A 22,138-nucleotide genomic window follows, 5' to 3' on the forward strand; every position below is an offset into this window, starting at 1 on the left:
TTGAAAATTAGGCGGGCAGTCGCAGCGTAAAGGTAGACCCTTCGCCAAGTGTACTTTCGACGGCAATCACACCGTTGTGCGCCTCTGCGACAAGGCGGCAAAAAGCTAAGCCCAAGCCGCTCCCGCGTCCCTCTTGTGCCGCCCCTGTATTGAATTTATCAAAGATGCGTGCTTGCACATCAGGGGCAATGCCGCGCCCTGTGTCGCGCACAGAAATAGCGACGGCGGATTTGGCGGGATCAGGGGCAGCAGAGATGGTCACCTGACCGCCCGTTGGGGTGAACTTTAGCGCATTGTCGATCAGGTTTTGAAGGACGCGGCTGATCAGGCGGGGATCAAGGTTGAGCGGGGGAAGGGCATCGGGAATACTCTCGACAAGGCGGATGTTTTTCCGCCGAGCGACGGATACTTCCCATGACACCAAGTCGTTGACGATCTGCTTTAGGTGAACAATCTGTTTTTCCAGCGGCATAACCCCTTGCTCAAGGCGCTGCATATCGAGAATGGTATTCACCATATTCGTCATGCGGCGCAGCCCTGTGTTGGCAATATCCACCGCCTCTTTCGTCTCTGGGTCGGTTTCTTCCTCCAGTAGTTCAAGCGCCCCGCCAATTGCCGCTAAGGGGTTGCGCAGGTCATGGACGATCATGTGCATCAGATCGTCGCGCATCCGCTCTAGGTACTTTCGCTCAGAAATATCGCGGAAGGTGATGATTTGCCCCTGAGCAACCTCTTGAAGGGTATAGAAGCGTTTTAAGATGACCTCATAGATACCATTAGGTAAAGGGACTTCTGCTCGCCCAGAGGCGGGTATTTGCTCTATATCAACACTGGGAAAAGCGCTTTTGAAGGCACTTCCAATGGGCGGTTGGGGGTGGTTGAAGATCGTCAGGGCGCGGCGGTTTGCCTCGATCACCCGCCCGTCGTTATCGGTGACGACGACGCCATCGGAGAGGCTTTGAAACAACGATTCGTGGGCAACGGGGGCAAGGTCGAACAAGTGCCGCCGGAAGATCGACCAGGCAAAGATTGCCCCGGTGAGGGTGAGGGCAAAGGGGGTCGGATCGACATTGGGAAGCGGACTTGCGCCGGTAAGGTAAAGGATATTTGCTAACCATGGCAGCGCCGTCCCCACAAAAATAGCGACAATTTGCTGACGATAGAGCGATGAAAAACGCACCACCGATCTGATTAGGGTGACCGATCCCAACAAAAGCATGAGGTAGTTATAGAAAGCGGAGACCCAAAACCATCCGCCATGTCGATAGACAGCATCAGGCAGCCCGGCGGCAGTAGTTTCTAGGGTTACCTCCCGCCAGATTAAGCCATGCAGATCGTTGCTGAAGGCGAAGGTCAGGGTCAGGGCGGGGATCACCCACAAAAGCGCCCGCACCCGCTGCGTGAGGATCGCCCCGTGTCCGGTATATTCAAGGCAGAACAAGAACCACAGGGGGGTGATGCTCAGAATCCCAATGTATTCAATCTTAGAAAAAGTGAGCTTTTCGCCTAAGGTTGGAGCAACGTTCTCGAAAGGGACGAAAAACGACCACAATGCCCCGGCAAAAAGCGCCAAAGCAAAGGGGCGTGCGCCGGGCGTTTCGCCTCGCCGCCAGACAACAGTACCAATCAAGGCACTGAATAGAGAGGTCAAAAACAGAAGGGCGCTAACTGGCGTGAAGGTATAGATCATTGGGTGGCTCTCCATTTATGTGACACCGTGAAACACCTGTGCGGGTTGAGTCACGACAATGAAAGACCTGTAAAAATGCTACAAAACTGACGCCATTTCCGATACCTTAAGAGCAAAAATGCACCTACGATTTCCAAACCATGATACCATAAGGCGAGGACGGACAGGTGGGAAAGGAATTGAATTCTATGGCGAATAAGATTCAGGCAGATTACGACAGTCTGGGGAAAATTGCCCAAGTGTTTCAACAAGAGGCAGATCAGACCCAGCAAATGAACGCCCAAATTCAACGCATCATCGACAGTTTAGAAGGTGGTGGTTGGGTGGGTGAGGGCGCGGAAGCCTTTTTCCGTGAATTTCATGATTTGGTTATGCCAAAGCTGAAAAAACTGATGGAAGTCCTTCGGGATGCATCCTCGGCGACGAAGAAAATTGCCGACGCCTTTAAAGGGGCGGAAGATGAAGCCGGAGGGGTGGTCAGCAACCAAAGTGGCGGTGGCGGCGGCGCTGGCGCTGGCGGTAACGCCGGACGGCAGGGTGGCTCTGGAAGCGACTTTGCTGGCGGCGGACCCGGCGCTGGTGGCGGCGGTTCGTTCGGGGATATGGCAAACAGCGTCCTCCGCAGTTTGGGGATGGGCGGGAGCGGCGGTGGCGCACCGAGTTTCAACGATATTGCCAACGCAATTCTCAAGGGGACGGGCGGTGCCAACGCCAACTTCAACTCGATTGCCGATAGCATTGTGAACAGCCTCAAGGGTGGCAATTTCGACAGCTTCAATGGTATGGCGGATAACATCATCAATTCGCTGCGCGGCTCAGCCGGTGGGAGCTTCAACGACATTGCCAACGGGATCATCGGCTCCCTGCGTGAGTCCACCGGAGCAGGGGCGGGACCCTTCAACCAACTGGCAGACCAAATCATTGGGCAGTTGAACGGTGGTGGCTCTAGTGGTGGCGGTTCATCCGGTGGTGGTGGTCCCAGTGGCGGCGGCTCATCCGGTGGTGGTGGTCCCAGCGGTGGCGGCTCGTCAGGTGGCGGTGGTGGACCCAGTGGGGGTGGCTCGTCCGGCGGCGGCGGTTCGTCCGGTAGCGGTTTCAGCGGCTTGACCGGCAAAGGCGGCGAAGGTCAGACTGGCGCCGCCGCCGAAGTCTTGAATCGCCTTGATCAGATGGGCAAAATCCGCGATGCGATCCGCGATGGCGTTGCCAAACTGACGGGAATGAACCCGGCACAACTTGGCGCTGGCTTGGGCGGTCTGCTGGCGGGCAACCTCGGCAGTATGCTCGGCGGTGCGATTGGGCAGATGGTTGGCACAGTGGGCGCCGCTTTTGATACCGTTGGGGGTATCTCCGGCGCTGCTGGTGAAATTGCCGATAATGCCGGGAAGTTGGGCTTGTAACAGCCCCCTCAGACATCCATAATCTCATTGGTACTGCGTACCAGAGAGGATTCGTCCTCTCTGGTATTTTTTTGCCGTTGTCTTGCCCTTTACGGGTAGAGCAAGTTACCCTCTGCGGATGCTTTCACCCCTTCTTTATGCTGTCGTTGGTTTAGCCCTTTCTGCCGGACTCCTGTGGTATTTGCTGATCACCACCGAAGGTGTGTATTTGGGACGGCGCGTCGTCATTTGGCTGTATGATCGCTATGCCAAGCGTTATGACCGGATCAAAGGTTTTGATCCCGAATGGGAATCGAAACGCCTCGGTGAGCCACTTTGCGAGGTTTTAGAGGATATTTTTGAGCCGCTCATTTTGGATGTGGGTACGGGGTCGGGGCGGCTGCCCCTTGCGCTGCTGCGAGAGAGCCATTTCAGCGGGCTAGTTGTTGGCGTTGATTTAAGCTGGAACATGCTCAAAGCCGCCACAGAGCGCCTTACCGCTGAAGGCAATCCCCCCTCTGTTCAATTGATTTACGCCCCGGCGGAGCGCCTGCCTTTTCCTGATGATCTCTTTGATGCGGTCAGTTGTTTGGAAGTATTGGAATTCCTCACCGATCAGCACGCCGTGATCGCTGAATTGGTGCGCGTACTGCGTCCGGGAGGCGTTTTGTTAGTGACGAATCGGAAAGGGCGCAGCGCCCGCCTGCTGCCGGGCAAAACACAATCGGCGGCTGCCCTTGCCGCGAGGCTGAACCAACAGGGGATGGTTGGTGTGGAGGTCAAAATTTGGCAAGTTCTTTACGATCAGGTGTGGTCGTTCAAGGGCGATGTGTGAGTAGCGGCTATCCCTCAAAATTCACAAAAAATTCCGATAACGCGCTCCCATTGATCGCTTTTTAAGGCATAATGAAAACTGTCCGCATTAGAACAGCGAACAACCATAAAGGAAGCATCATGGATACCACACCTGCTGAGTCCCTTCCTGTCCGTTCAAGAATCTATAACACCCTAAAAAAGGTGTTGTACAAAGAATTTATTGAGATGGGTAAAATTCCCACACGGTTCATCCTCGTTTCAGGGGTAAAAGCCCCCCAGCCCGTAAAGAAATCAGGCGAAAAATCCTGAGCGTTCGTGCAAAAGATACCTTCGCCTTTAACCGACTATGGTGAGAGAGGGCAATGTTTACAGGTTGCCCAACAAAGCATTGGGTAGGCATAAAAGCGCTCCCCCAAAGGGATGGAACGAACGTTATAATGATAACATTCGTTTCTAAACGTTCAGCAGGACGTATTGCCCATGCCCCGTCGTAATGCTTTGATTGTGCTTGCTGCATTGCTCCTTGCCGCGTGTGGACCCGTCGATCCAAACGTGACACCAGTGGTCGTCTTTCCGACCCGTATTTCGGGAACCGCCCTGCCTACATTTGATAGCGGTGGTGGCGGGGCGGTGATTGCCTCACCAACATCGTTGATCCCACCGACAGCCGGGGGTGTTGCCACCTCTGACACGGTGGGGTGGGCAGCCATCAATGCCACACGCCCCGGCGCTTATTGGCGTACCTTTGCCTACCGAAACAGCACGGGGGCAACCGTCAATGTCCTTGCCGCCCGCTTCGACGCCAACACCTTTACGATGCGTGTTCACTACTTTCCCGGACAAGCGCTGACCATCCAACAATGGAAACAACTCCTTCCTAACGCCGTTGCCATCATCAACACCACATTTTTTACCCCGCAAAACCTCTCGCTTGGCTTGATCATCAGCGATGGGCGGGTCTTGGCGGGCTATACACAGCGCTCTGACTCCGGCTTGTTTCAGGTGAAAACAGGGCTGCCGAAAGTGCGTTCGCTGTGGCTTGAACCAATTGTCAGCGGGGAACAGATTGAGCAGGCGGTACAGACGTATCCGATCCTCATGGCACGTGGACAAGTGGCACCCATCAACTCCGATGTGGCGACGGTGGTGGCTGCCCGTTCGGTCATTGCCCAAGATTCCCTCGGACGGGTGTACCTCATCATCACGGGGGGGTCGGGAACGCTCCTCTCGGATTTGGGGAATTGGCTGGGACGCACCTCTGGGTTTGGCTTGCAATATGCCCTCAATCTGGATGGCGGTGGGAGTACGAATCTTTACCTTTCAACGGGGGGAACGTTGGATTACATTACCGGCGCACGGGGTATTCCGGCGGTGGTTGCCGTCTACCCTCGCTGAGGGAAACCCTATGATGGACAAAACCACCGCCATTCCCACCGCCATTTTGACCCCTACGGGGGTTATCCCCACGCCTTATACCGCCCACTCGCTTGCCGATGCCATTATCTATGAACCGGATGGCGTGTACACCGTTGGGCGAACCTATCAGCGCACCCAAACGGTGTTGTTTGACGATCACTTAGCCCGTCTGAGCGAATCCGCCGCGCTGGAAGGAATCACTGTCGCCTTAGATCGGGCGGCGATTCGGGCTGCCTTGTTGGGATTGATCGAACGCGGCGGGTTCAGCGAATCCCGATTTCGGCTGACCGTCCCCCGCGCCATGCCCGATCATCTCTACCTGAGTGTTGAGCCGCTTTTGCCCGTCTCCCCAGAGGTGATAGCGATGGGGGTGCGCGTCACCACAACAGCCATTCAGCGACACAACCCTCGTGCCAAACACACCGGATGGATGAAGGCACGCCGCGAGGCGCTCTCTAGCAGCGGGGATAGCAGCGGGGATAGCAGCGGGGAGGCGCTCCCCCCTTATGAAATGATCCTGACCAGCGCGGATGGTTTTCTTTTGGAAGGGGCAACCAGTAATTTCTATGCCGTTGCGATGGGTGTTTTGCATACCGCCGGGGAGGGTGTTCTTCCGGGGATGGCACAGAAGATTGTCTATCAGGTTGCGCCGGGAATTATCCCTCTGGAAAAGACGCCCGTCCGCGCCGATCAACTCTGGGCAATTGAGGAGGCTTTTCTGACCAGCGCCTCGCGGGGGGTGATCCCGATCACGCAGATCAACAGCCAGATTATTGGCACGGGGCAGCCCGGTGCCGTGACCCTAGCCCTCCGGTCAGCTTATGAGGCGTGGGTTCTTGCCCACCTTGATCCCTTATGAGTGCGGTTGAGCCGCTTAAGGTGTAAATATACAGTATATGCTTTTAAAGGTTGATTCGATCACAGCCAATTACGGGGCAATCGAGGCGCTGCACGGCATTTCCCTGACCGTAGATCGCGGGGAGGTGGTAACCCTGATTGGGGCGAACGGCGCAGGGAAAAGCACAACGCTAAACGCCCTCAGCGGGATCGTGAAACCCCGCCGAGGGCGAATCACCTTTGATGGACAGGATATTACCGGATGGCGTCCTGACCAGATTGCCGCAGAAGGACTTGTCCAAGTCCCTGAAGGGCGACAGGTGATCGCCCCCATGAGCGTTGCCGAAAACCTCCTTCTGGGGGCATACCGTCGGCGGGATTCGCGTGCGGTGCGGGACGATCTAGAGGGGGTGTTCGAGCGGTTTCCACGCTTGAAGGAACGCCGAACCCAAAAGGCGGGGTCGCTCTCCGGCGGTGAACAGCAGATGTTGGCGGTGGGGCGGGCGCTCATGATGCGCCCCAAACTGCTCATGTTGGATGAGCCAAGCATGGGCTTAGCGCCCCTTCTGGTCAATGAGATTTTTCGGATTATCGCCGCCATCAAAGCCAGCGGGACACCCATTCTGCTGGTGGAACAAAACGCCCGTAAAGCGCTTGCCCTTGCGGATCGCGGCTATGTTCTAGAACGGGGGATGATCGCCCACAGCGGAGGTGCTGCCGAACTCCAGCGCGATCCCCGTATTATCGAGGCATACCTCGGATGATCGCCAACCTCCTATGGCGGGAATGGCTGCGGCGGCGCGGCTATCGCTTGTTCCCTCTGGTGGTTCTGCTCGTCGCCGCTGTCGTGCGGTTTTACCATCTTGACGCGCAGTCGTTATGGAATGATGAGGGAAACACGCTTCGCCTGATTCAGCGCTCGCTCCCCAATCTGATCGCGGCGGCAAACCGCGACATTCACCCGCCGGGGTACTATCTTCTCTTGAAGGGGTGGAGCGCCTTCACTGGAGAGACGGAGTTTGCGCTGCGGGCGTTCTCGGTATTCGCTGGCATCCTAAGCGTCGCGGCGATGATCGCCCTTGGGCATCGTCTTCATGCGCCGGGGGTGGGCGTTCTCGCTGGTTTGATCGTCGCTCTGAACGGGTTTGGCGTCTATTACAGCCAAGAGACGCGAATGTATGCGCTCTTACAAGGAGTGGCAGCGCTTGCGCTCTGGCTGTTTGTTGTGTGGGTGGGGCGCGGCGGACGCTTTGATCGCTGGCTAGTTGGCTTTGCTATCCTCAATGCGGCGGGACTTTACACCCATTACAGCTACCCTTTCGTCATGCTGGCAGAAGGAATGTTGTTCGTCCTGTGGTGGGTGGGGTGGATCAGCGGCAGGGGAAACAGGAAGGACGCACGGTCTGTATCCGCGTTTACTCCACTGATGATGTTTATTGGGGCAAATGTGCTGACGCTTGCTCTTTTTGCCCCACAAGCACCCGCCGCCATTCAACAAATCACGGGTTGGAATCAGGTAGGGCGGAGCGTCGATACCGGCGGAGGGCTTGGCATGGCGCTCCAATGGCTGACGCTTGGCAGCACCTACCCACCCCGTGAGACGCCCTCGGTGTATGGGTGGGTCGTCGTCTTTGCCCTTGCCGGAGCGCTGCCCGACTGGCTGCGTCGCCCGCATTTGCCCCACTGGTGGCGACGTCTGTTTCCGATAATGACCCTTATCGTGATCCTGAGTGTTTTTTTTGCGTTAGGGCTTTTTCGAGAGGCAAATCTGAAGTTTCTGCTGCCAGCACAGCTTGCCTTCGCGCTGCTCATCGGGCGGGGAATTTGGCTCTTGTGGGAGATCGGTTCGCCCTCACCAGCGCTCCCTTTAGAGATGATCCCACGCCTGATGGCGGGGTTCGGGCTGTTGGCTCTTGCCAATGCCTATGGCGTGGGCTTGACGAACCTGTATACGAATCCCGCCTATGCCCGTGATGATTATCGCCGTATGGCAGCGCTAATCGCGGCGGAAGGTCGCCCCGGCGATGCGGTGATTCTCGATGCGCCGAATCAAACGGAAGTGTTCACCTACTACTATCGGGGCGACCTCCCGCTCTACCCTCTCCCTGTGGGGTTAGGGGGGGACGACGCGGCGACAGAACGTGAGGTTCGGGCGGTGATTGCCGCCCATCAGCGCTTGTTTGTCCTCTATTGGGGCGAGGGGGAGCGTGATCCGAACCGCGTGGTTGAAAAAATGCTTGGGTCGCTAACCTTTGAGATCGATTCGGCATGGTACGGGGATGTCCGCTTTGTGCGCTATGCCGCGCTGCCGACGATCCTTGAACAAGCGCCTGTCGATGCTCGCTTTGGCGAGTCGATCCGGCTGCTTCGGGCGGGGGTGAGTGAACGCACCGTGCGGGGAGGAAGTGTCCTCGGCGTGGGGTTAACCTGGACTACCGATAGTCCTCTCACGAAACGCTATCGGGTGACGGTACAACTCTTGCGCCCCGACGGCACCATTTTGGCGCAGCGGGACGGCGAACCGGGCAACAACATGGCGCTGACGACGCTTTGGCAAGCGGGTGTGGAGGTTGCCGACTCACACGGGCTGATTATCCCGCCGGGGACCCCACCCAACGAGTATAGGCTGATCGTCGCCGTCTATGATTTAGAGCCACCCTATGCCCGTCTACCTGCTGTCGGAGGGGGAGATATGGTCACTCTTGGGATAATAGAGGTGCAGGGGGAGTAACTCTATCAGGGCGATGGTTCGATTGTCGCCCCCTCAGCCATATCCAGGGAATGGCGATCACGCAGGGTCACCCCCCGGCTGTCTCCAACGTCAGATTATCAATCAGTCGCGTCCGTCCGATGCGCACCGCCAGGGAGAGTAAGATTGGGCGCTCCGTCGGCGTACTGAGTTCGCTCAGCGTTTCGGCGTCAGCGGCGCTTAGGTACACCACCTCCGCCCTCGGCTCGGTAGCTAAGACCGCACCCATCACAGTGCGGAGGGCATCCGGGTGGCGCTCCCCTTCCTCGTAACGGCGACGGGCGGCGCTCAACGCCTGATAAAGCACAGGCGCGGCGGCGCGTTCGGTGGGTGCTAGGTAAACATTCCGCGAACTTTTTGCCAAGCCATCCGGCTCACGCACCGTTGGCACGATGATAATCGTGACGGGCATGGCGAGATCGCTCACCATCCGCCGGATCACGGCGACCTGCTGGGCGTCTTTTTGCCCAAAATAGGCGCGGCTTGGCCGGACAAGGTTAAACAGTTTCGCCACAACGGTTGCCACCCCCCGGAAATGCCCCGGACGGCTTGCCCCTTCCAACCCCTGCGAAACGCCCATCACCTCCACATAGGTTTGAAAGCCTGTGGGGTACATCACCTCTACCGAGGGGGCAAAGACGAAGCCAACCCCCGCCTTCTCTAAGAGGGCGAGATCGTTTTCCAGATTGCGCGGATAGGCGGCGAAATCTTCGTTTTTGCCAAATTGGGTGGGGTTCACGAAGATCGACACCCCCGCCTGATCATTTTCCCCCACCGCCCGCCGCACAAGGTCTAGATGCCCCTCGTGCAGAAAGCCCATTGTTGGTACAAAGCCAAGCGTCCCCATAAGGGCGGTGCGCATGGCGTGCAGTTCCTCAATGGTTGTGATTACCCGCATGGCTCACCCCACTTACCCCAACGGCATGGGGACATAACGCCCATAGGCGGCGGGCAGCGCCACACCCTGCATCCGCAGGGTGGCGATGCGCTGGAAATAGGCGGCGCCGGTCATCAGATGGTAGGCAACGTCAACCGCATGGCGGTTTTCGGGTGATTCAAGGTAGGAGCCGCGCACCCAATCATTGAAAGCACCCATCGCCGCCCCACACCAAATCTGATAATCCATCTCCCGCCCGCTTTCCCCGCTGCTTGCCCATCGTGACGACAGCCCTAAATACCAACGAAACACGAGCGCCATCTTGCGCTTGGGATTGCCCTCGGCACGGGCGATCTGGTCGGGATCGCGTTCGGTGAAGTAGGCGACTGTCCCCCCCCAAATATCTTCAAATGTCCGTTTAAAAACCTGTTTTTCCAGTTTATCCCGTTCCGCCGCAGGAACGGCTTCCCACGAGTCATACTCGCGGTAGAGATCATAGAGCTTTTGCGCCCGCATTGGGAAGAGCGTTCCGCGCTTCAAAAGCTGCACCTTCACGCCCATCTCGAACATATCGGCAGCCGGTGCCATGATCACATCCGCCATATCCGCTTGAGCAAGAACTTTCTTCGCCTGTGCCGATGTCCCCGCTTCCACCGTCGCTTGGTTCACCGAGCCAGTGACGACGTAATCGGCGCCCATCGCGAACGCTGCTAAGACTGCCCCCGGCGTCCCAATACCCCCCGCCGCCCCCACCCGAATCGGCGTGGGGAACGCCCATTTTGCCTGCAACTCATCACGCAAGGCGAGAATCGAGGGAAAAAGCGTGACGAGTGGGCGGTTATCTGTATGCCCGCCGGAATCCGCTTCCGCTGTGACATCATCGGCAACGCCGACCCGTGCCGCCAACGCCGCCTGCTCCGCGCTGATCAGCCCCGCCGTCACCATCTCCCCCAGCAAGCGTTCCGAAGGGGGCTGCATAAACTTTGCCGCCACTTCCCGCCGCGAGAGCTTGGCAATCACCCGATGCCCAATGTGGACGCCGCCCTGCCCATCGGGGCGCAGCCCCGCCGCCCGATAACGAACAATATGGGGGGTTAGGTCAAGAAATGCCGATGCCTCCACTGTTGTGACCCCATGCTTCAGGTAGAGATCGACGGCACGGCGCTCCAGTGCTTCCTCGTTCGGGCTGTGGATCAGGTTGAAGGCATACAACCCGGTGGGCAGCGCCGCTTGGATAGTTTGAATCGCCGCCTCAATCCGCGCTGGCAGAAGTCCGGCAGCGCCAAAGCTGCTGAGGATGCCCGCCTTGCCTAAGGCAATCACCAGTGTTTCGGAGGCAATGCCCCCCGCCATGGCGCCAGCGGCATAGGCGTAACGGGTTTTGTAGGCAGCGCGAAAATCAGCGCTGCCGAGGTTTTCCGGCGGGATGGCTGGCGCAGAGGCGATCAGCCCCGCAGTTGGCGTTTCGTGCATCACGCCCATCTTCGTCCCTTCCGACGTGCCAACGCGCACCACATGGCAGGGGCGGTCAAGCGTCAAAAGCGCAGCGCGAATCGCGGAGTCGTCAACAAAAAGGGTCATGGTTTTGTTCCCAGAAAAAAGGTCAACAAAGACGCCATCATCCGTTCGCCCTGATCGAGCGGGATGTAGTGATCACAGTTTGGAAGTTGCTTCAGGTGTGCTGCTGGCAGAAGGCACTTCAATCGGCGCTGTGTACGTCCGGGATCAAAGAAGAAATCGGTTGTCCCCACCAACGCCAAGACCTCCGCCGTGATCCGCCGCATCTGCCCATCCCGCAAACGTTTGGGAAGAACCGTCAGATGTGAGCGATAGGCTTGGTAACAAGCGAGAAGATATTCTTGTGCCTCCGCGTCAAGGGCTGTATACGCCATGCGCTGAATCATCCGCTTGTAAGCAGGAGAGCCTTCCAGCAAGACCGGCACATAATGCTTGATCATGTGCCAATACCGCGCCCGCACCACCCCCGCCGGAGCAAGCAGCGCTAATTTGGACACCCGTTCTGGATAATGACTGGCATAGCTGAGCGCAAACCAGCCACCAAGCGAAATCGCGCCGAGGTAGATTGGACTATCGCTTAGGGCGGAGATCACCTCGCAAAGCCAATCAGCGATGGCTGAGCCGCGTCGATCTGGACGCACAGCATGACTTTTCCCCGGCTGACCGGGGATATCGATAGCATGAACGCGAAAGTGGGCGCTCAGTTCGGGCATGTGCCGCGCCCACATCAGGGCGTTAACGCCCATGCCATGAATGAGGACAAGCGGCGGCGCATCAGCGTTGCCGCTGCTTAGGATATGTGTCCGCCCAAAACGCGACTCCACATAGTGGGAGTCTACAGGGACGGGGTAACGGGCAAGGTAGGTGTCATAGGCGCTCATGATTGATTGCAGTACCCTCACTGGTTGGTCTGCAACCAGCCTTCTTACAAGAAGGGCGGGCGTCGTTCGTTTACTCCATGATCACCACTGCCTAGCCCATCAGCAAGTATATCGTGATACGTGGGGCTGTCAACCATTAAGGGGTCAATCTGTCTGAAAAATGCTGTAGGACACACTCCCCAGTTAAGTGAGGGACATTATAACGCAACGCGCTTCCTGCTCGACCAAACCACGATAGCCTTCCTGAACGCCGAACACCTCTCGCCCTTGCGCCAGAGAGACTCGCCTTAGGGCGCGGATTGCCGCGTTCATGCCGGGGGCGTCCCCCCACTGGTCAGGATCGCCACACGTTGTATCGTCGCCATGCGGGGTTTTCTTTTGCCCTCTCGGTAAAGCTAAGGGTATAAGATTGTACCAGTGGGGCGCGAGAAACACCCCCTTGATCCTTAATCGTTGATCAGGAAGGTTGTTGTATGAACCTGTATTCCCCTTCCCGTTTTATAAAAGTGGCAACCCCGCCACAATCTTCACCGTTGCCAACGAGACAGCGACCACCCGCCCCACGAGATTCACGATGTATTCGGGATCGTCGGGGCGGTTGGGGTCGCTGGTGATGTTCCCCGCCTTATCCCGCCCCACCTGATATTGATCGATCACCCACTCCAACGCCGAACGTGACCCCAATGTGTACTCGAACGCCGCCGGGGGAATCAGCGTCAGCATGAGGTGGTCGTTCACGGTGAGCGCCGTTTTATCCTTGTTCAGCCGCATTTTTTCGATGCGGTAGAGTTTCTCTGGATTGGCGGGGGCGTTGTTCTTCACGACGCGGTAGAGGGCGTGGGGGGTGATCGATTCATAGCCGAGGTGAAGATCGGCGAGGGCGCGTCCGGCATCGGCAAAGGGGCGAAACGCCGGGGCAAACGGAATCCTCGGCAATTCCCGTTTCAAATTCCCGGCGAATTTCTCACGATAGCCGGGGTGATGCAATAGCGCATAGACATAATAGAAGACATCCCATTTCGTGATCGTCGAATCGCCGTAATGGTCACGGAAACGCCCCAACGCCCCATCGGTGATGTTTTCGCGGCGGTTTGTGCCGTCCTCGTCGTAGGTGTAAAAGGGGAAGCATTGCACTTTTTCAAAAGCGAAATCCAAGCCAACAATAGCGTTGGTCATGAACACGCCAAACGTTTTTCGATTGCCCAAACCGGGGCTGAGAATCACCCGATTTTCCTGTTCAGTGGCGGGGGTGGGAAAGAAAGAGGGCTGGCGATGAACACTGTTGATAAACAGTCGATCAAAATAGAGATGCCGTTTGGTAAACGGGCGGTATAAGGCAGTACGCAAAGCGCTTGTGTCAAAGTGACCATCTTTTTTATCTTTCAAGTGCCTTTTAAGGGTACTATCCCACTTAATCCGCCCGTAGTTCACAAAGCTATCAATATCTTTAAGTTTGCCTGCACGCTTATAGCGATCCACCTCGGCGTTGTAATCTTCAACGAACGTCCCCATCCGAACCATCAATTGATCACGATTGAAATCATAGACAACATCGTCACGATTTGATTTCACCCCGCCAGAATAGGTCTGGAAGATCGTTGCCTCTGCCCCTGCCTTGCCCGCCTTCGATTCCTTGCCGCCGATGGGAAAGAAGGACGCGAATTCGTCGGCATTCGTGGGAATACGCCATGTGTGTTTGGCATTGGGGGTGAGCGCTTGCCACGTCACACGCCCTATTGTGCCAGTGTTCGTCAGTAAGGCGTATTTTTCCTCTTTTCGCCAATCTTCGGGAACGCGGTGGTAAAACAGACGCGGCGCGGTATCGCTCCCTTTCCGTATCGCTACTGTAATGCCCGCCCCCACCTGAATCCCAAAAACATTGTGCGTTGTGCCGCTCAGTTTGGGGTTTTGCCGAACATTCCCATGCAAATCAAGGTGATAGACTTGGGTAAAATCACTCAGGAGGTGTTTGCGCATCCCATCAAAGGCGATCTGATCGACAAAACTATTGTTCGTCACATAACAGACGATTCCATTCCGTTTCCCCAAGCGATCCGCCGCCCACCGGAAAAACTTCACGTAGGCATCCCCTAGCGCGTTCTTGTTCGTCGCCTTGCTGTCCTTTGCATAGGTTTCTTTGATCCGCCTGTCCACAAGGGGGTATTTCCGGTTTTTGTTGTTATCATTTTCGCTCGCTTGCCCCACATTGTAGGGCGGGTTGCCGATGATCACGGTGATCGCCGCCTTTTTCTGCCGTTCCACCCGCGCCGTGTTCGGCTCGCTGAACATCGACATTTGCTGTGCTTGGGCAATGTCGAGGGTGTCCACAAAGCACAGCCCCGCAAACGGCTCGTAATGCCCCACCCGCTCATAGTAGGCGTGTTCGATGTTCAGCGCCGCCACGTAATAGGGGAGCAGCATGATCTCGTTGGCAAAAAGGCGATCTTGGTAGAGTCCGGGGAGGTCTTGGGCGTTGGCGCGGCGGATCAAATTCACGATGAAGTTCCCCGTCCCCGTGCAGGGGTCAAGAATCACCACATCGGGATCGCCGAGGGTCTTCCCGAATTCCGTCCCCAAGACCTCGATCACGCTGGCGCACATGAAATCGACAATCGGCTGCGGGGTGTAAACAATGCCATGTGTATCGGCGATCTTCGTGCTGTAGCCCTGAAAAAACTGCTCATAGACGGTGTTCAGGAGGTCTTGTTTCTCCTGAAAATCGGTGATCGTCCGCGCCGCCGCCTCCACACTGGCAAAATAACGGCTTAACCCGCTCAGGAATCCATCCCGGCTGAAACTTTGGCTGGTGAGGGCAGTGATCACCTCCTCAATTTTCCCGGCGATCACGTTGCGCAGGACGAATTCAGGGGTGTTGAAAATGACCCGAATCAGCCGCTCCGTGAGCAAGTGTTGGATCAGCATTTCGTCTACCGCCGCCCACGTGATGTCTTTGTTCAGCGAGGTTTGGCAGAGCGTGAAGAACGCCTCGAATTCCGTCTGAAACGCCTTGTTCGTGCGGTGGGCGTCAGTGATCGTCTTCATCAGATCGGTGGCGAGGTCGGGGACGGCTTCCTTGAAGCCCGCCACCGCGTCCTTAAAATTCTCAATGTCCGGCTCGGTGTAGCTGAAAAACCGGCTGAGGACGGCGGCGAGGTCTTTCGCTTGGCGCATGTTCGCCCGCATGATCTCCACCCCGCCCTGAATGAGGACGATTTGGAGGCTGTCTTCGTAGAGGATGTTGGAACGGGAGTAGCCCTTCGCCGTCTTTTTGAGGATTTCGGCGTCCAATTTGTCATTGGGGTCTTTCGATTCCCAATAGCCGCGCCGGAGCGTGTTGGCGTCTTTGAACATGCCGTCGTAGCGGATGCCATTTCCATCGCTGCCGCCGTTTTCTTCGGTGATCAGCGTCCAGCCAACGCTTTTGCCGAAATCTGTCAGGAGCGCTGTGAAGGGCGTGCGTAGGGCGGTTTCGTGGCGCACGTTCTGGGCATGGAGTCTGTCCATCTCCCTGTAGTAGCGGTCAAAGGCGGTGTTCGTCGGTTTGATCGTGACTTTCTCGGCGGGCATGGGCGTGACTCCTCTACACTGGGATGGAGTGTATGGGGGACATTATAACGCAAAGCGCTCCCTGCTCAGCATCCCTGCTTAGCCACTGCGCCATTTGGATGAGTCCTTAGTGAACGTCCTCCCTTCGTAGGACATTCGTAGTTGCAACGCGCCGCGCCTTGCCCTACACTTGCCAAGATGAATGGCTGATCGGCTATCTACAGGAACTCATGAATCGACCCTCAACACTGACACCCCTACCATTTCCCGCCCGTATGTGGCGGCGCTTTCAGATCGGCTTACGCGGATTCTTTGCGCGGGGAGATGTCTCCACCCTGCTGATCACCTGTGCGCTGATGGTGATCCCCGTTGTTGCCATGACGCACGCGCTGACCTTTGCCGATGATTTCGCCACGCAAAGCGGCGAATGGCAAGTGACCTTGCATCAGGTTGTGCCGGTGGCGCTGCTCTCGGTGATTTTTGGCTTTCTGCTCTCCCGCAGCCATTATTCGGAATTTACCGCCCTTGTCCTCAGCACGGTCTATGCTCTAGGGAGCATTCTCTTGGTGCAGTATGTGGCGGCGCCGGGGGATTTGATCGGACGGGTGGGGTCGGTCTTGCGGCGGTTTGCGCGGGCGCTCCAAATTGGTGTTGCGCCCGGATCGGGATTCGATCCGTTCATCTTAGTGTTGTTTTTGTCGATCCTCGTGTGGTTTTTGGGGCATAACACAGCATGGCATACCTTCCGACTGGATCGCGTTTGGCGGGCGATCATGCCGCCGGGAATAGTCCTCGTCCTGAACGCCGTCTATAACACCGAACCGAACTACCCGATTGATACGTACCTGATCGCTTATGTGTTTCTCTCTCTGCTGCTGATTATCCGCTCCCACATTGAGGCACGGGAGTTCGATTGGTATACGAACCGGATCAGCTTTCAGGCGGGTGTGCGGCGTTGGTTCTTCCGCTTGGGGGGCTTGTTGGGGGTGGCGCTCTTGCTCTTGGCATGGGCGCTCCCGACGGGATCGGCAGAGGAAAACGCGAAACGCTTCCAGCAGTTTCTCAACGAAGATGCGTTCACTCGCGTAGCAGAACTTTTGAACCGCTTGTTTGGCGCGTTTGAGGGGCAAACGGCGCCCTCAACGGATTATTACAGCGGCGACAAGCTTCAGTTAGGAGGGGCGGTGCGTTTGGGCGATACCGTCGTCATGACGGTGAGCGCCCCGCCCGGAGGGAAATATTATTGGAAATCGCGCGTCTTTGACGCCTTCCAAAATAACGAATGGACGAGCAGCCGTCGGGAGGTTCTTGAGAGCCGCAGTGGGACGCTGATCCTCACTGATGCGGGGGTGATCCCCTCAACGCGCCGCGAGATGGAGCAGCGGATCACGATGGTAATACCCTCTGCCCGCTTGATCTATGGCGCACCACAGGCTTCGCGGCTGCGTTTGCCGGTGCGCGTGGATGTCGATTATGTAGAGCCGGGATCGGGGCTGGTTGATGTGGGTGTGATTCGCCCGCTGACGCCCATCCAGCGCGGCGAGTCCTATGCGGTGGTGTCCTCGATCAGCACGGCGGATGGGGCATTTTTGCGCCAAGCGGGGACAGTTTACCCTAGTTGGGTGCGGGCGCGTTACCTTCAAACCCCGCCGACCCTGACCCCCCGCACGATTACCCTTGCCAGCCAGATTGTGGCGGCGGCAGGGGCGGTCACCCCTTACGATCAGGCGCGGGCAATTGAGCAGTGGCTGCGACAGAACATCGCCTATTCAGAGACAATCCCCGTCCCGCCCCGTGATCGGGATTTGGTTGATTGGGTGCTGTTCGAGCGGCGCGAAGCCTACTGCACCTATTACGCCTCGGCAATGATCATGATGCTGCGCTCCTTGGGGATTCCAGCGCGGATGGCGGCGGGCTTTTCGCAAGGGATTTATGACCCCTCCAGCGGGGCTTATCTGGTGCGGGAACGAGACGCCCACACATGGGTTGAGGTCTATTTTCCGAACGCGGGTTGGGTGGAGTTTGAGCCAACCTCGGCACGGGATCGCTTTGTCCGCGAAGAGCCTGTAGCCGCGCTGCCAACCGTCACCCCCACACCCACCCCAACAGCAACCTTCACGCCGCCGCCGCCAACGAACACCCCAAACGCGGCGGGGACGATTGAGAATCCGCCGGCGACGCCAACGCCACAAGCGATCTTGCCGCCCTCACCTTCGCCCATCCCTAGTGAGACGCCCACCCCTTCGGCAACGCCGCCACCGCCACCCTCTCTGTTGCAGATTCCGCCACCTGTACAGGATTTTCTGAGTCGGCTGCTGCCCTTTGCCTTGCTGCTTGCTGGATTGTCTTTTGCCGGAGTGGGGGCGTTGTGGTGGGTGGAATACCGAGGCTTGGACAAGCTCAGCCCCTTTGGGCGTGCTTATGCTCGCTTGGGGCTGTACGCCAAGTGGCTAGGGCTGACCTTTCGCCCGGGCAGCACCCCGCTGGAGCGTGGTCGGCAGTTGGCGCGAGAATTCCCCGATGAAGGACGCGCCGTGATTGATATTACCGATGCCTACATCGGGGAACGCTACGGGCAGCCAACGGGCGAACCACCCATCCCAGAGGAAGAAGATCGGGTTGCTGAGGCATGGGGGAAGGCGCGTTGGGCGTTCGTGCGGCGGCGTTTTGGGCGGGGAAAGAAGGGCGCGGCAAAATGAGAGCCATTTTACAGACACCCTCACTCCCTAGCGGGGGGCTGATCTCCGCCTGTGTGTTTTAGCGCGGAGGTTCCGGGGCAACCCCTTGGGGTCGCCCCGACAAGACCACCCTTCGTAACGTGAGATAGGTTTATTTTCCAGCGGTAGGCGTTGTTTGCGGCTGGGGCAGCGCTGGGCGCGGCGGCAAGAGCGCCCCGGGCGGGACGGGCGGCGGCGGATAGCTGAGATCAACGCCGCGTGTGAACAACTCCAAAGGCGACTCGCCCAAGTCGATCTCGCCAGCATAGCAAGAGACAATATAGGGTGGCGCTTCTGTTGTATGGTAGTGATAGTGGTATTGCACAGCGAGGGGGTTAGGGTGACCATTGCAGGCGTCTAGGAAGGGGATTCCGTCGATCACCCACTCTTTTTGGGAAAGCGGAATGATAACCTTCATGTATTGTTCTTGAGCGGTAATGACGTAGGTTGTTTTGTTGTCGATGATGCTCAACGCTTGATAGGCAGGCAAAATCTCGTGATCGGGCAGCCCTTTGCTTTTGACAAACATCGTCCCTGTCTTGTCGTCAAATTCAAGGGTGACGGTCTTACCCCATCCCGCCTCGGTAGCAATACGTTTCGCCTCCGCCAGGGCGGTGTCGTCCTGGGCGTGGATGGCGGTTTGTCGTGCCATAAACAGAGCAAAAACGGGACGGGTGGCATTTTCCGCAATGCGACGCACGGTGCGCGTGTTTAGATCATAGGCTTCGATGCGCTGCGCCTCTACACCGCGTTCGTAGATCGCATAATAAAGGGTGTTGGCGCTTCGCTGCGGATAGGCGTAATAGACATTGGGGATGTCCTCACCAAGCAAGCGGGTGAGAGCGCCGGTTGTTTCGTCAAACTCATAAATCCCATTGCGGTCATATAATGCTTGCCCCTCTGCGGTAGGAGCGGAATAGGTGAGCAAGAGCGTATTGCGGTGTCCTCCCGCCGCTACCTGATAGACAAGCGCCCCCGATGGGATAGCAAACAGGGTGCGGATGTCCCCTGTTGCAAAGGCGAGTTCGGCAATCCGATAATGAGGATGCGCCCTCTGCTCAACAACGATCAAGCGCCCTTGAAGGTCGGCTGTTTCGCCCACTACTAGGGATTCAAAAACAGAGATGGGCGGAGCATTTTCCAGCAACGCCTCTAGGCTGTCACGGGGTGGAGTCACCGTCAGATGCTCGTTGAGGGCGATCAGCAGCCAGCGGGTTAGGGCAAGACAGACAAGGAAAAGAAGATAGCGCCGCTGTTTACGGGTGAGCCTGACCATCGTATAAGCCTAATCGAATCGTTAGATCATCGGTAAGTATATTGTGATCAGTGGGGCTGTCAACCATTAACGGGTCGATCTCTTTGAAAAATGCTGTAGAGGCAGGAATTTTAGAGTTGTCGTATGGCAAAAATCTTCTTCACCGATAGCTATGTGCTGCCCCTTCCAGAGGGACACCGTTTCCCCATGTCCAAATATGCCCTGCTGCGGGCGCGGGTGATCGATTCGCAAATTGTCCCCTTTGCCGATATGTGGATTCCCCACGCCGCCACCGATGAGGAAATCCTTCGGGTTCACACGCCGGACTACCTCACCCGCGTGGTGAAAGGGGAACTGAGCGCGAAAGAACTGCGCAAAATAGGCTTTCCATGGTCGCCGGCAATGGTCGAACGTTCGCGCCGTTCTTCGGGGGCAACGATTGAAGCCTGTCGCGCCGCGCTTGCCGAGGGAGTGGGAATCAACCTTGCGGGCGGAACACACCACGCCTTTGCCGACAGCGGCGGTGGCTACTGTGTGTTCAACGACAGCGCCATTGCCGCCCGTGCCATGCAAGCAGAACACCGCGCCAAGCGCATTGTCATTTTGGATTGCGATGTCCATCAGGGGGATGGGACGGCGGCAATCTTCCAAGACGATCCCACCGTATTCACCTTTTCCATTCACGGGGCAACGAATTACCCCTTTCACAAACAGATCAGCGATCTTGATATACCGCTCCCCGACGGCGCGGACGACGCTTTTTTTCTAGAGGCGCTGGAAAACGGCGTTCGGCGGGCGCTCTCCTTGGCGGGGGCGGAACTTGCCATTTACCTTGCCGGGGCAGACCCCTTCGCTGAGGATCGCTTTGGGAAGATGAAGGTCAGCAAGCACGGGCTGCGCCTGCGCGATCAGATCGTTTTCAGTTTGTGCAAAGAGGCGAGGCTGCCTGTCGCCGTGAGCATGGCGGGTGGGTACGCCAAAAACATCCTTGATGCCGTTGATATTCATTTTGAGACGGTGCGCCAGGCAGTGGTGTTTTTTCCATCCCCAAGTGGGCAAGAGGGGTATTCCGGTTAGCGCCGCTCCCATGCGGTGATGCCTAATCCAGCGGTGACACCCGTGAAGACATCTTCTTCAACGAGTTTTTCCGCCCCGAACAACTCGGCAAGAAGCGCCAAACTTGCTGGAATGCTTGACGATCCGCCGGTGCGGACAACCGCCTGAATCTGCTCTGGCTGAAGCCCCGCCCGCACCAGCGTCTCTAGGACTTCGGCGCGAATGCGACGCCACTCCCCCCGTGTCAACGATTCAAATTGATCACGGGTGATCATCTGCCAAATATCAATATCCCTCCCCACAAAGCGAAAGGGGGCAAAGTACGCCTCGGAGAGATTCCGCTTGGTGCTTTCCACCGCCTCAAAGAGGGCAAAGCCGTAGAAATTGAAGATGAGCGACTCAAGGGCGTAGAGTTGTGCCGGGGCGCTGCACGCCGCCTGCATCCGGTGAAGGAAGGTACGCATTTCCAGCGTTGCCAATGCGGGCAAGGTTTCCCATGAGGTGATCTGGTCAATCATCGTGCGGGGGACGGGAAGCCCTTTATCCCCCCAGGTCACATCACGTCCAAAATGGGGGGTGAGCGCCCCTTCGACCAGCCGTTGGTCAAAACGATCTCCGGCAATGCCCACCCCGCCAATGGCAAGAACGTGAGGGGATTCGCCCGGCATAAGGCGCATCACCGTAAGATCGAGTGTCCCGCCGCCAAAATCATAGACGAGGATCGTTTGGGGGGTAGTGACGCTGAGGGCATAATGTTTAGCGGCGGCGATTGGCTCAAATTCAAAATCAATGGTGCTGAATCCGGCGCGGTGGGCGGCATCCCGAAGGCGTGCTTCGGCGCGGGCGTCGTCCTCGGCGGTGGCGGCGGAAACGAAATGCACCGGACGCCCTAAAGTAACCGCCGTGATCGGTTCGCCCAGTTCCCCTTCCGCCCTTTCGCGGGCGGCACGAAGGAACAGGGCAATCAGGTCTTCAAGGGTGTACTCCCGCCCAAAGAGATGCGTGCCGCTGTAGTTTGTGGCGAGGGCGCTTTTTAGAGAGCGGAGCAAGCGCCCCGGCTCAAATTCGTCTACGAGGATGTGAACATCCGTTGCCACCGCGCCAATTTCGGCAAAGAGCATCTCCACGCGCCCCACCTTGCGTTTGCCCATGCGTCGTTCGCGGTTGATGTTTTGGCTGTTGTAGAGGTGAATGGCTTCGCCGCCGATGTGAATCGCATGATCGCGGGTGATGTAGATCACGCTGCGCATGACCTCTGTCTGGGCGTGTTCATCGAGGGTTAGGACGCGAACGGTCTGCCCGTCATAAACGGCGATCCCCGAATTCGTCGTACCGAAATCCATTCCTACACGCATGGGTGTTCTCCGGGTCGGAAACAAGGGGATCAATCATAGCAGAAGG

The 22,138-nt window shown here is 57.4% G+C and carries 16 protein-coding genes; 8 read left to right on the forward strand and 8 right to left on the reverse strand.

Going from position 1 to position 22,138, the window contains the following annotated elements:
- Positions 1-7 precede the first annotated feature (7 nt).
- Positions 8-1,690 carry a PAS domain-containing protein gene (locus HS103_09545; protein MBE7513043.1) on the reverse strand — a complete coding sequence of 561 codons (1,683 nt, stop codon included), beginning with the start codon at positions 1,688-1,690 and terminating at the stop codon, positions 8-10.
- Positions 1,691-1,878: 188 nt separating this feature from the next.
- Here HS103_09545 and HS103_09550 point away from each other — a divergent pair, with 188 nt between their 5' ends.
- The 6 genes from HS103_09550 to HS103_09575 all read left to right on the forward strand — a co-directional run bounded on the left by HS103_09550 (position 1,879) and on the right by HS103_09575 (position 8,869).
- Positions 1,879-3,090 (forward strand): WXG100 family type VII secretion target, encoded by a 1,212-nt coding sequence (locus tag HS103_09550; protein MBE7513044.1) that lies wholly within the window; start codon positions 1,879-1,881, stop codon positions 3,088-3,090.
- 118 nt (positions 3,091-3,208) lie between these two features.
- Positions 3,209-3,904 (forward strand): methyltransferase domain-containing protein, encoded by a 696-nt coding sequence (locus tag HS103_09555; GenBank protein ID MBE7513045.1) that lies wholly within the window; start codon positions 3,209-3,211, stop codon positions 3,902-3,904.
- A gap of 461 nt (positions 3,905-4,365) precedes the next feature.
- Entirely contained in the window at positions 4,366-5,280 is a 915-nt protein-coding gene (locus tag HS103_09560; GenBank protein ID MBE7513046.1) for a phosphodiester glycosidase family protein, read from the forward strand.
- 10 nt (positions 5,281-5,290) lie between these two features.
- Complete coding sequence (locus HS103_09565; protein MBE7513047.1) at positions 5,291-6,160, forward strand: aminotransferase class IV; 870 nt, start codon at positions 5,291-5,293, stop codon at positions 6,158-6,160.
- A gap of 37 nt (positions 6,161-6,197) precedes the next feature.
- Positions 6,198-6,902: an ABC transporter ATP-binding protein gene (locus HS103_09570; protein ID MBE7513048.1), complete on the forward strand. Its 705-nt coding sequence runs from the start codon at positions 6,198-6,200 to the stop codon at positions 6,900-6,902.
- Entirely contained in the window at positions 6,899-8,869 is a 1,971-nt protein-coding gene (locus tag HS103_09575; protein MBE7513049.1) for a glycosyltransferase family 39 protein, read from the forward strand. The genes HS103_09570 and HS103_09575 overlap by 4 nt, the downstream gene beginning before the upstream one ends.
- A 67-nt stretch (positions 8,870-8,936) precedes the next feature.
- Here the strand turns inward: HS103_09575 and HS103_09580 are convergent, their stop codons facing one another.
- The 5 genes from HS103_09580 to HS103_09600 form a co-directional block, all read right to left on the reverse strand.
- Positions 8,937-9,785, reverse strand: coding sequence for a pantoate--beta-alanine ligase (locus HS103_09580; GenBank protein ID MBE7513050.1), 849 nt, complete (start codon positions 9,783-9,785; stop codon positions 8,937-8,939).
- Between the two features lie 12 nt (positions 9,786-9,797).
- Positions 9,798-11,345 carry a PfaD family polyunsaturated fatty acid/polyketide biosynthesis protein gene (locus HS103_09585; GenBank protein MBE7513051.1) on the reverse strand — a complete coding sequence of 516 codons (1,548 nt, stop codon included), beginning with the start codon at positions 11,343-11,345 and terminating at the stop codon, positions 9,798-9,800.
- Positions 11,342-12,163 carry an alpha/beta hydrolase gene (locus tag HS103_09590; protein MBE7513052.1) on the reverse strand — a complete coding sequence of 274 codons (822 nt, stop codon included), beginning with the start codon at positions 12,161-12,163 and terminating at the stop codon, positions 11,342-11,344. Before HS103_09590 ends, HS103_09585 begins: the two co-directional genes overlap by 4 nt.
- A 183-nt stretch (positions 12,164-12,346) precedes the next feature.
- The gene (locus tag HS103_09595; GenBank protein ID MBE7513053.1) at positions 12,347-12,475 is read right to left on the reverse strand and encodes a hypothetical protein; all 129 of its coding nucleotides are present in this window, start codon (positions 12,473-12,475) and stop codon (positions 12,347-12,349) included.
- A gap of 186 nt (positions 12,476-12,661) precedes the next feature.
- Positions 12,662-15,730, reverse strand: coding sequence for an N-6 DNA methylase (locus HS103_09600; protein ID MBE7513054.1), 3,069 nt, complete (start codon positions 15,728-15,730; stop codon positions 12,662-12,664).
- A gap of 209 nt (positions 15,731-15,939) precedes the next feature.
- Here HS103_09600 and HS103_09605 point away from each other — a divergent pair, with 209 nt between their 5' ends.
- Complete coding sequence (locus HS103_09605) at positions 15,940-18,408, forward strand: transglutaminase domain-containing protein (GenBank protein MBE7513055.1); 2,469 nt, start codon at positions 15,940-15,942, stop codon at positions 18,406-18,408.
- 130 nt (positions 18,409-18,538) lie between these two features.
- On the opposite strand, the gene HS103_09610 is transcribed toward HS103_09605, so the two are convergent.
- A complete protein-coding gene (locus HS103_09610; protein MBE7513056.1) occupies positions 18,539-19,702 on the reverse strand; it encodes a hypothetical protein in 1,164 nt (387 codons plus the stop codon).
- Between the two features lie 123 nt (positions 19,703-19,825).
- On the opposite strand from HS103_09610, the gene HS103_09615 reads away from it, so the two are divergent.
- On the forward strand, positions 19,826-20,758 hold the full coding sequence (locus HS103_09615) for a histone deacetylase (GenBank protein MBE7513057.1): 933 nt from the start codon (positions 19,826-19,828) through the stop codon (positions 20,756-20,758).
- Here HS103_09615 and HS103_09620 read toward each other — a convergent pair.
- Positions 20,755-22,092: an Hsp70 family protein gene (locus HS103_09620; GenBank protein ID MBE7513058.1), complete on the reverse strand. Its 1,338-nt coding sequence runs from the start codon at positions 22,090-22,092 to the stop codon at positions 20,755-20,757. The two genes, HS103_09615 and HS103_09620, sit on opposite strands and share 4 nt — an antisense overlap.
- Between the last annotated feature and the right edge of the window lie 46 nt (positions 22,093-22,138).

It is taken from the genome of Anaerolineales bacterium (assembly GCA_015075625.1).
Taxonomy (GTDB): domain Bacteria; phylum Chloroflexota; class Anaerolineae; order Aggregatilineales; family UBA2796; genus UBA2796.

What these genes read in the sequence shown, in the direction of transcription:
- HS103_09545 (MBE7513043.1), bottom strand. Translation starts at nt 1,690, where the DNA reads ATGATCTATACCTTCACGCCAGTTAGCGCCCTTCTGTTTTTGACCTCT.
- HS103_09550 (MBE7513044.1), top strand. Translation starts at nt 1,879, where the DNA reads ATGGCGAATAAGATTCAGGCAGATTACGACAGTCTGGGGAAAATTGCC.
- HS103_09555 (MBE7513045.1), top strand. Translation starts at nt 3,209, where the DNA reads ATGCTTTCACCCCTTCTTTATGCTGTCGTTGGTTTAGCCCTTTCTGCC.
- HS103_09560 (MBE7513046.1), top strand. Translation starts at nt 4,366, where the DNA reads ATGCCCCGTCGTAATGCTTTGATTGTGCTTGCTGCATTGCTCCTTGCC.
- HS103_09565 (MBE7513047.1), top strand. Translation starts at nt 5,291, where the DNA reads ATGATGGACAAAACCACCGCCATTCCCACCGCCATTTTGACCCCTACG.
- HS103_09570 (MBE7513048.1), top strand. Translation starts at nt 6,198, where the DNA reads ATGCTTTTAAAGGTTGATTCGATCACAGCCAATTACGGGGCAATCGAG.
- HS103_09575 (MBE7513049.1), top strand. Translation starts at nt 6,899, where the DNA reads ATGATCGCCAACCTCCTATGGCGGGAATGGCTGCGGCGGCGCGGCTAT.
- HS103_09580 (MBE7513050.1), bottom strand. Translation starts at nt 9,785, where the DNA reads ATGCGGGTAATCACAACCATTGAGGAACTGCACGCCATGCGCACCGCC.
- HS103_09585 (MBE7513051.1), bottom strand. Translation starts at nt 11,345, where the DNA reads ATGACCCTTTTTGTTGACGACTCCGCGATTCGCGCTGCGCTTTTGACG.
- HS103_09590 (MBE7513052.1), bottom strand. Translation starts at nt 12,163, where the DNA reads ATGAGCGCCTATGACACCTACCTTGCCCGTTACCCCGTCCCTGTAGAC.
- HS103_09595 (MBE7513053.1), bottom strand. Translation starts at nt 12,475, where the DNA reads ATGAACGCGGCAATCCGCGCCCTAAGGCGAGTCTCTCTGGCGCAAGGG.
- HS103_09600 (MBE7513054.1), bottom strand. Translation starts at nt 15,730, where the DNA reads ATGCCCGCCGAGAAAGTCACGATCAAACCGACGAACACCGCCTTTGAC.
- HS103_09605 (MBE7513055.1), top strand. Translation starts at nt 15,940, where the DNA reads ATGAATCGACCCTCAACACTGACACCCCTACCATTTCCCGCCCGTATG.
- HS103_09610 (MBE7513056.1), bottom strand. Translation starts at nt 19,702, where the DNA reads ATGGTCAGGCTCACCCGTAAACAGCGGCGCTATCTTCTTTTCCTTGTC.
- HS103_09615 (MBE7513057.1), top strand. Translation starts at nt 19,826, where the DNA reads ATGGCAAAAATCTTCTTCACCGATAGCTATGTGCTGCCCCTTCCAGAG.
- HS103_09620 (MBE7513058.1), bottom strand. Translation starts at nt 22,092, where the DNA reads ATGCGTGTAGGAATGGATTTCGGTACGACGAATTCGGGGATCGCCGTT.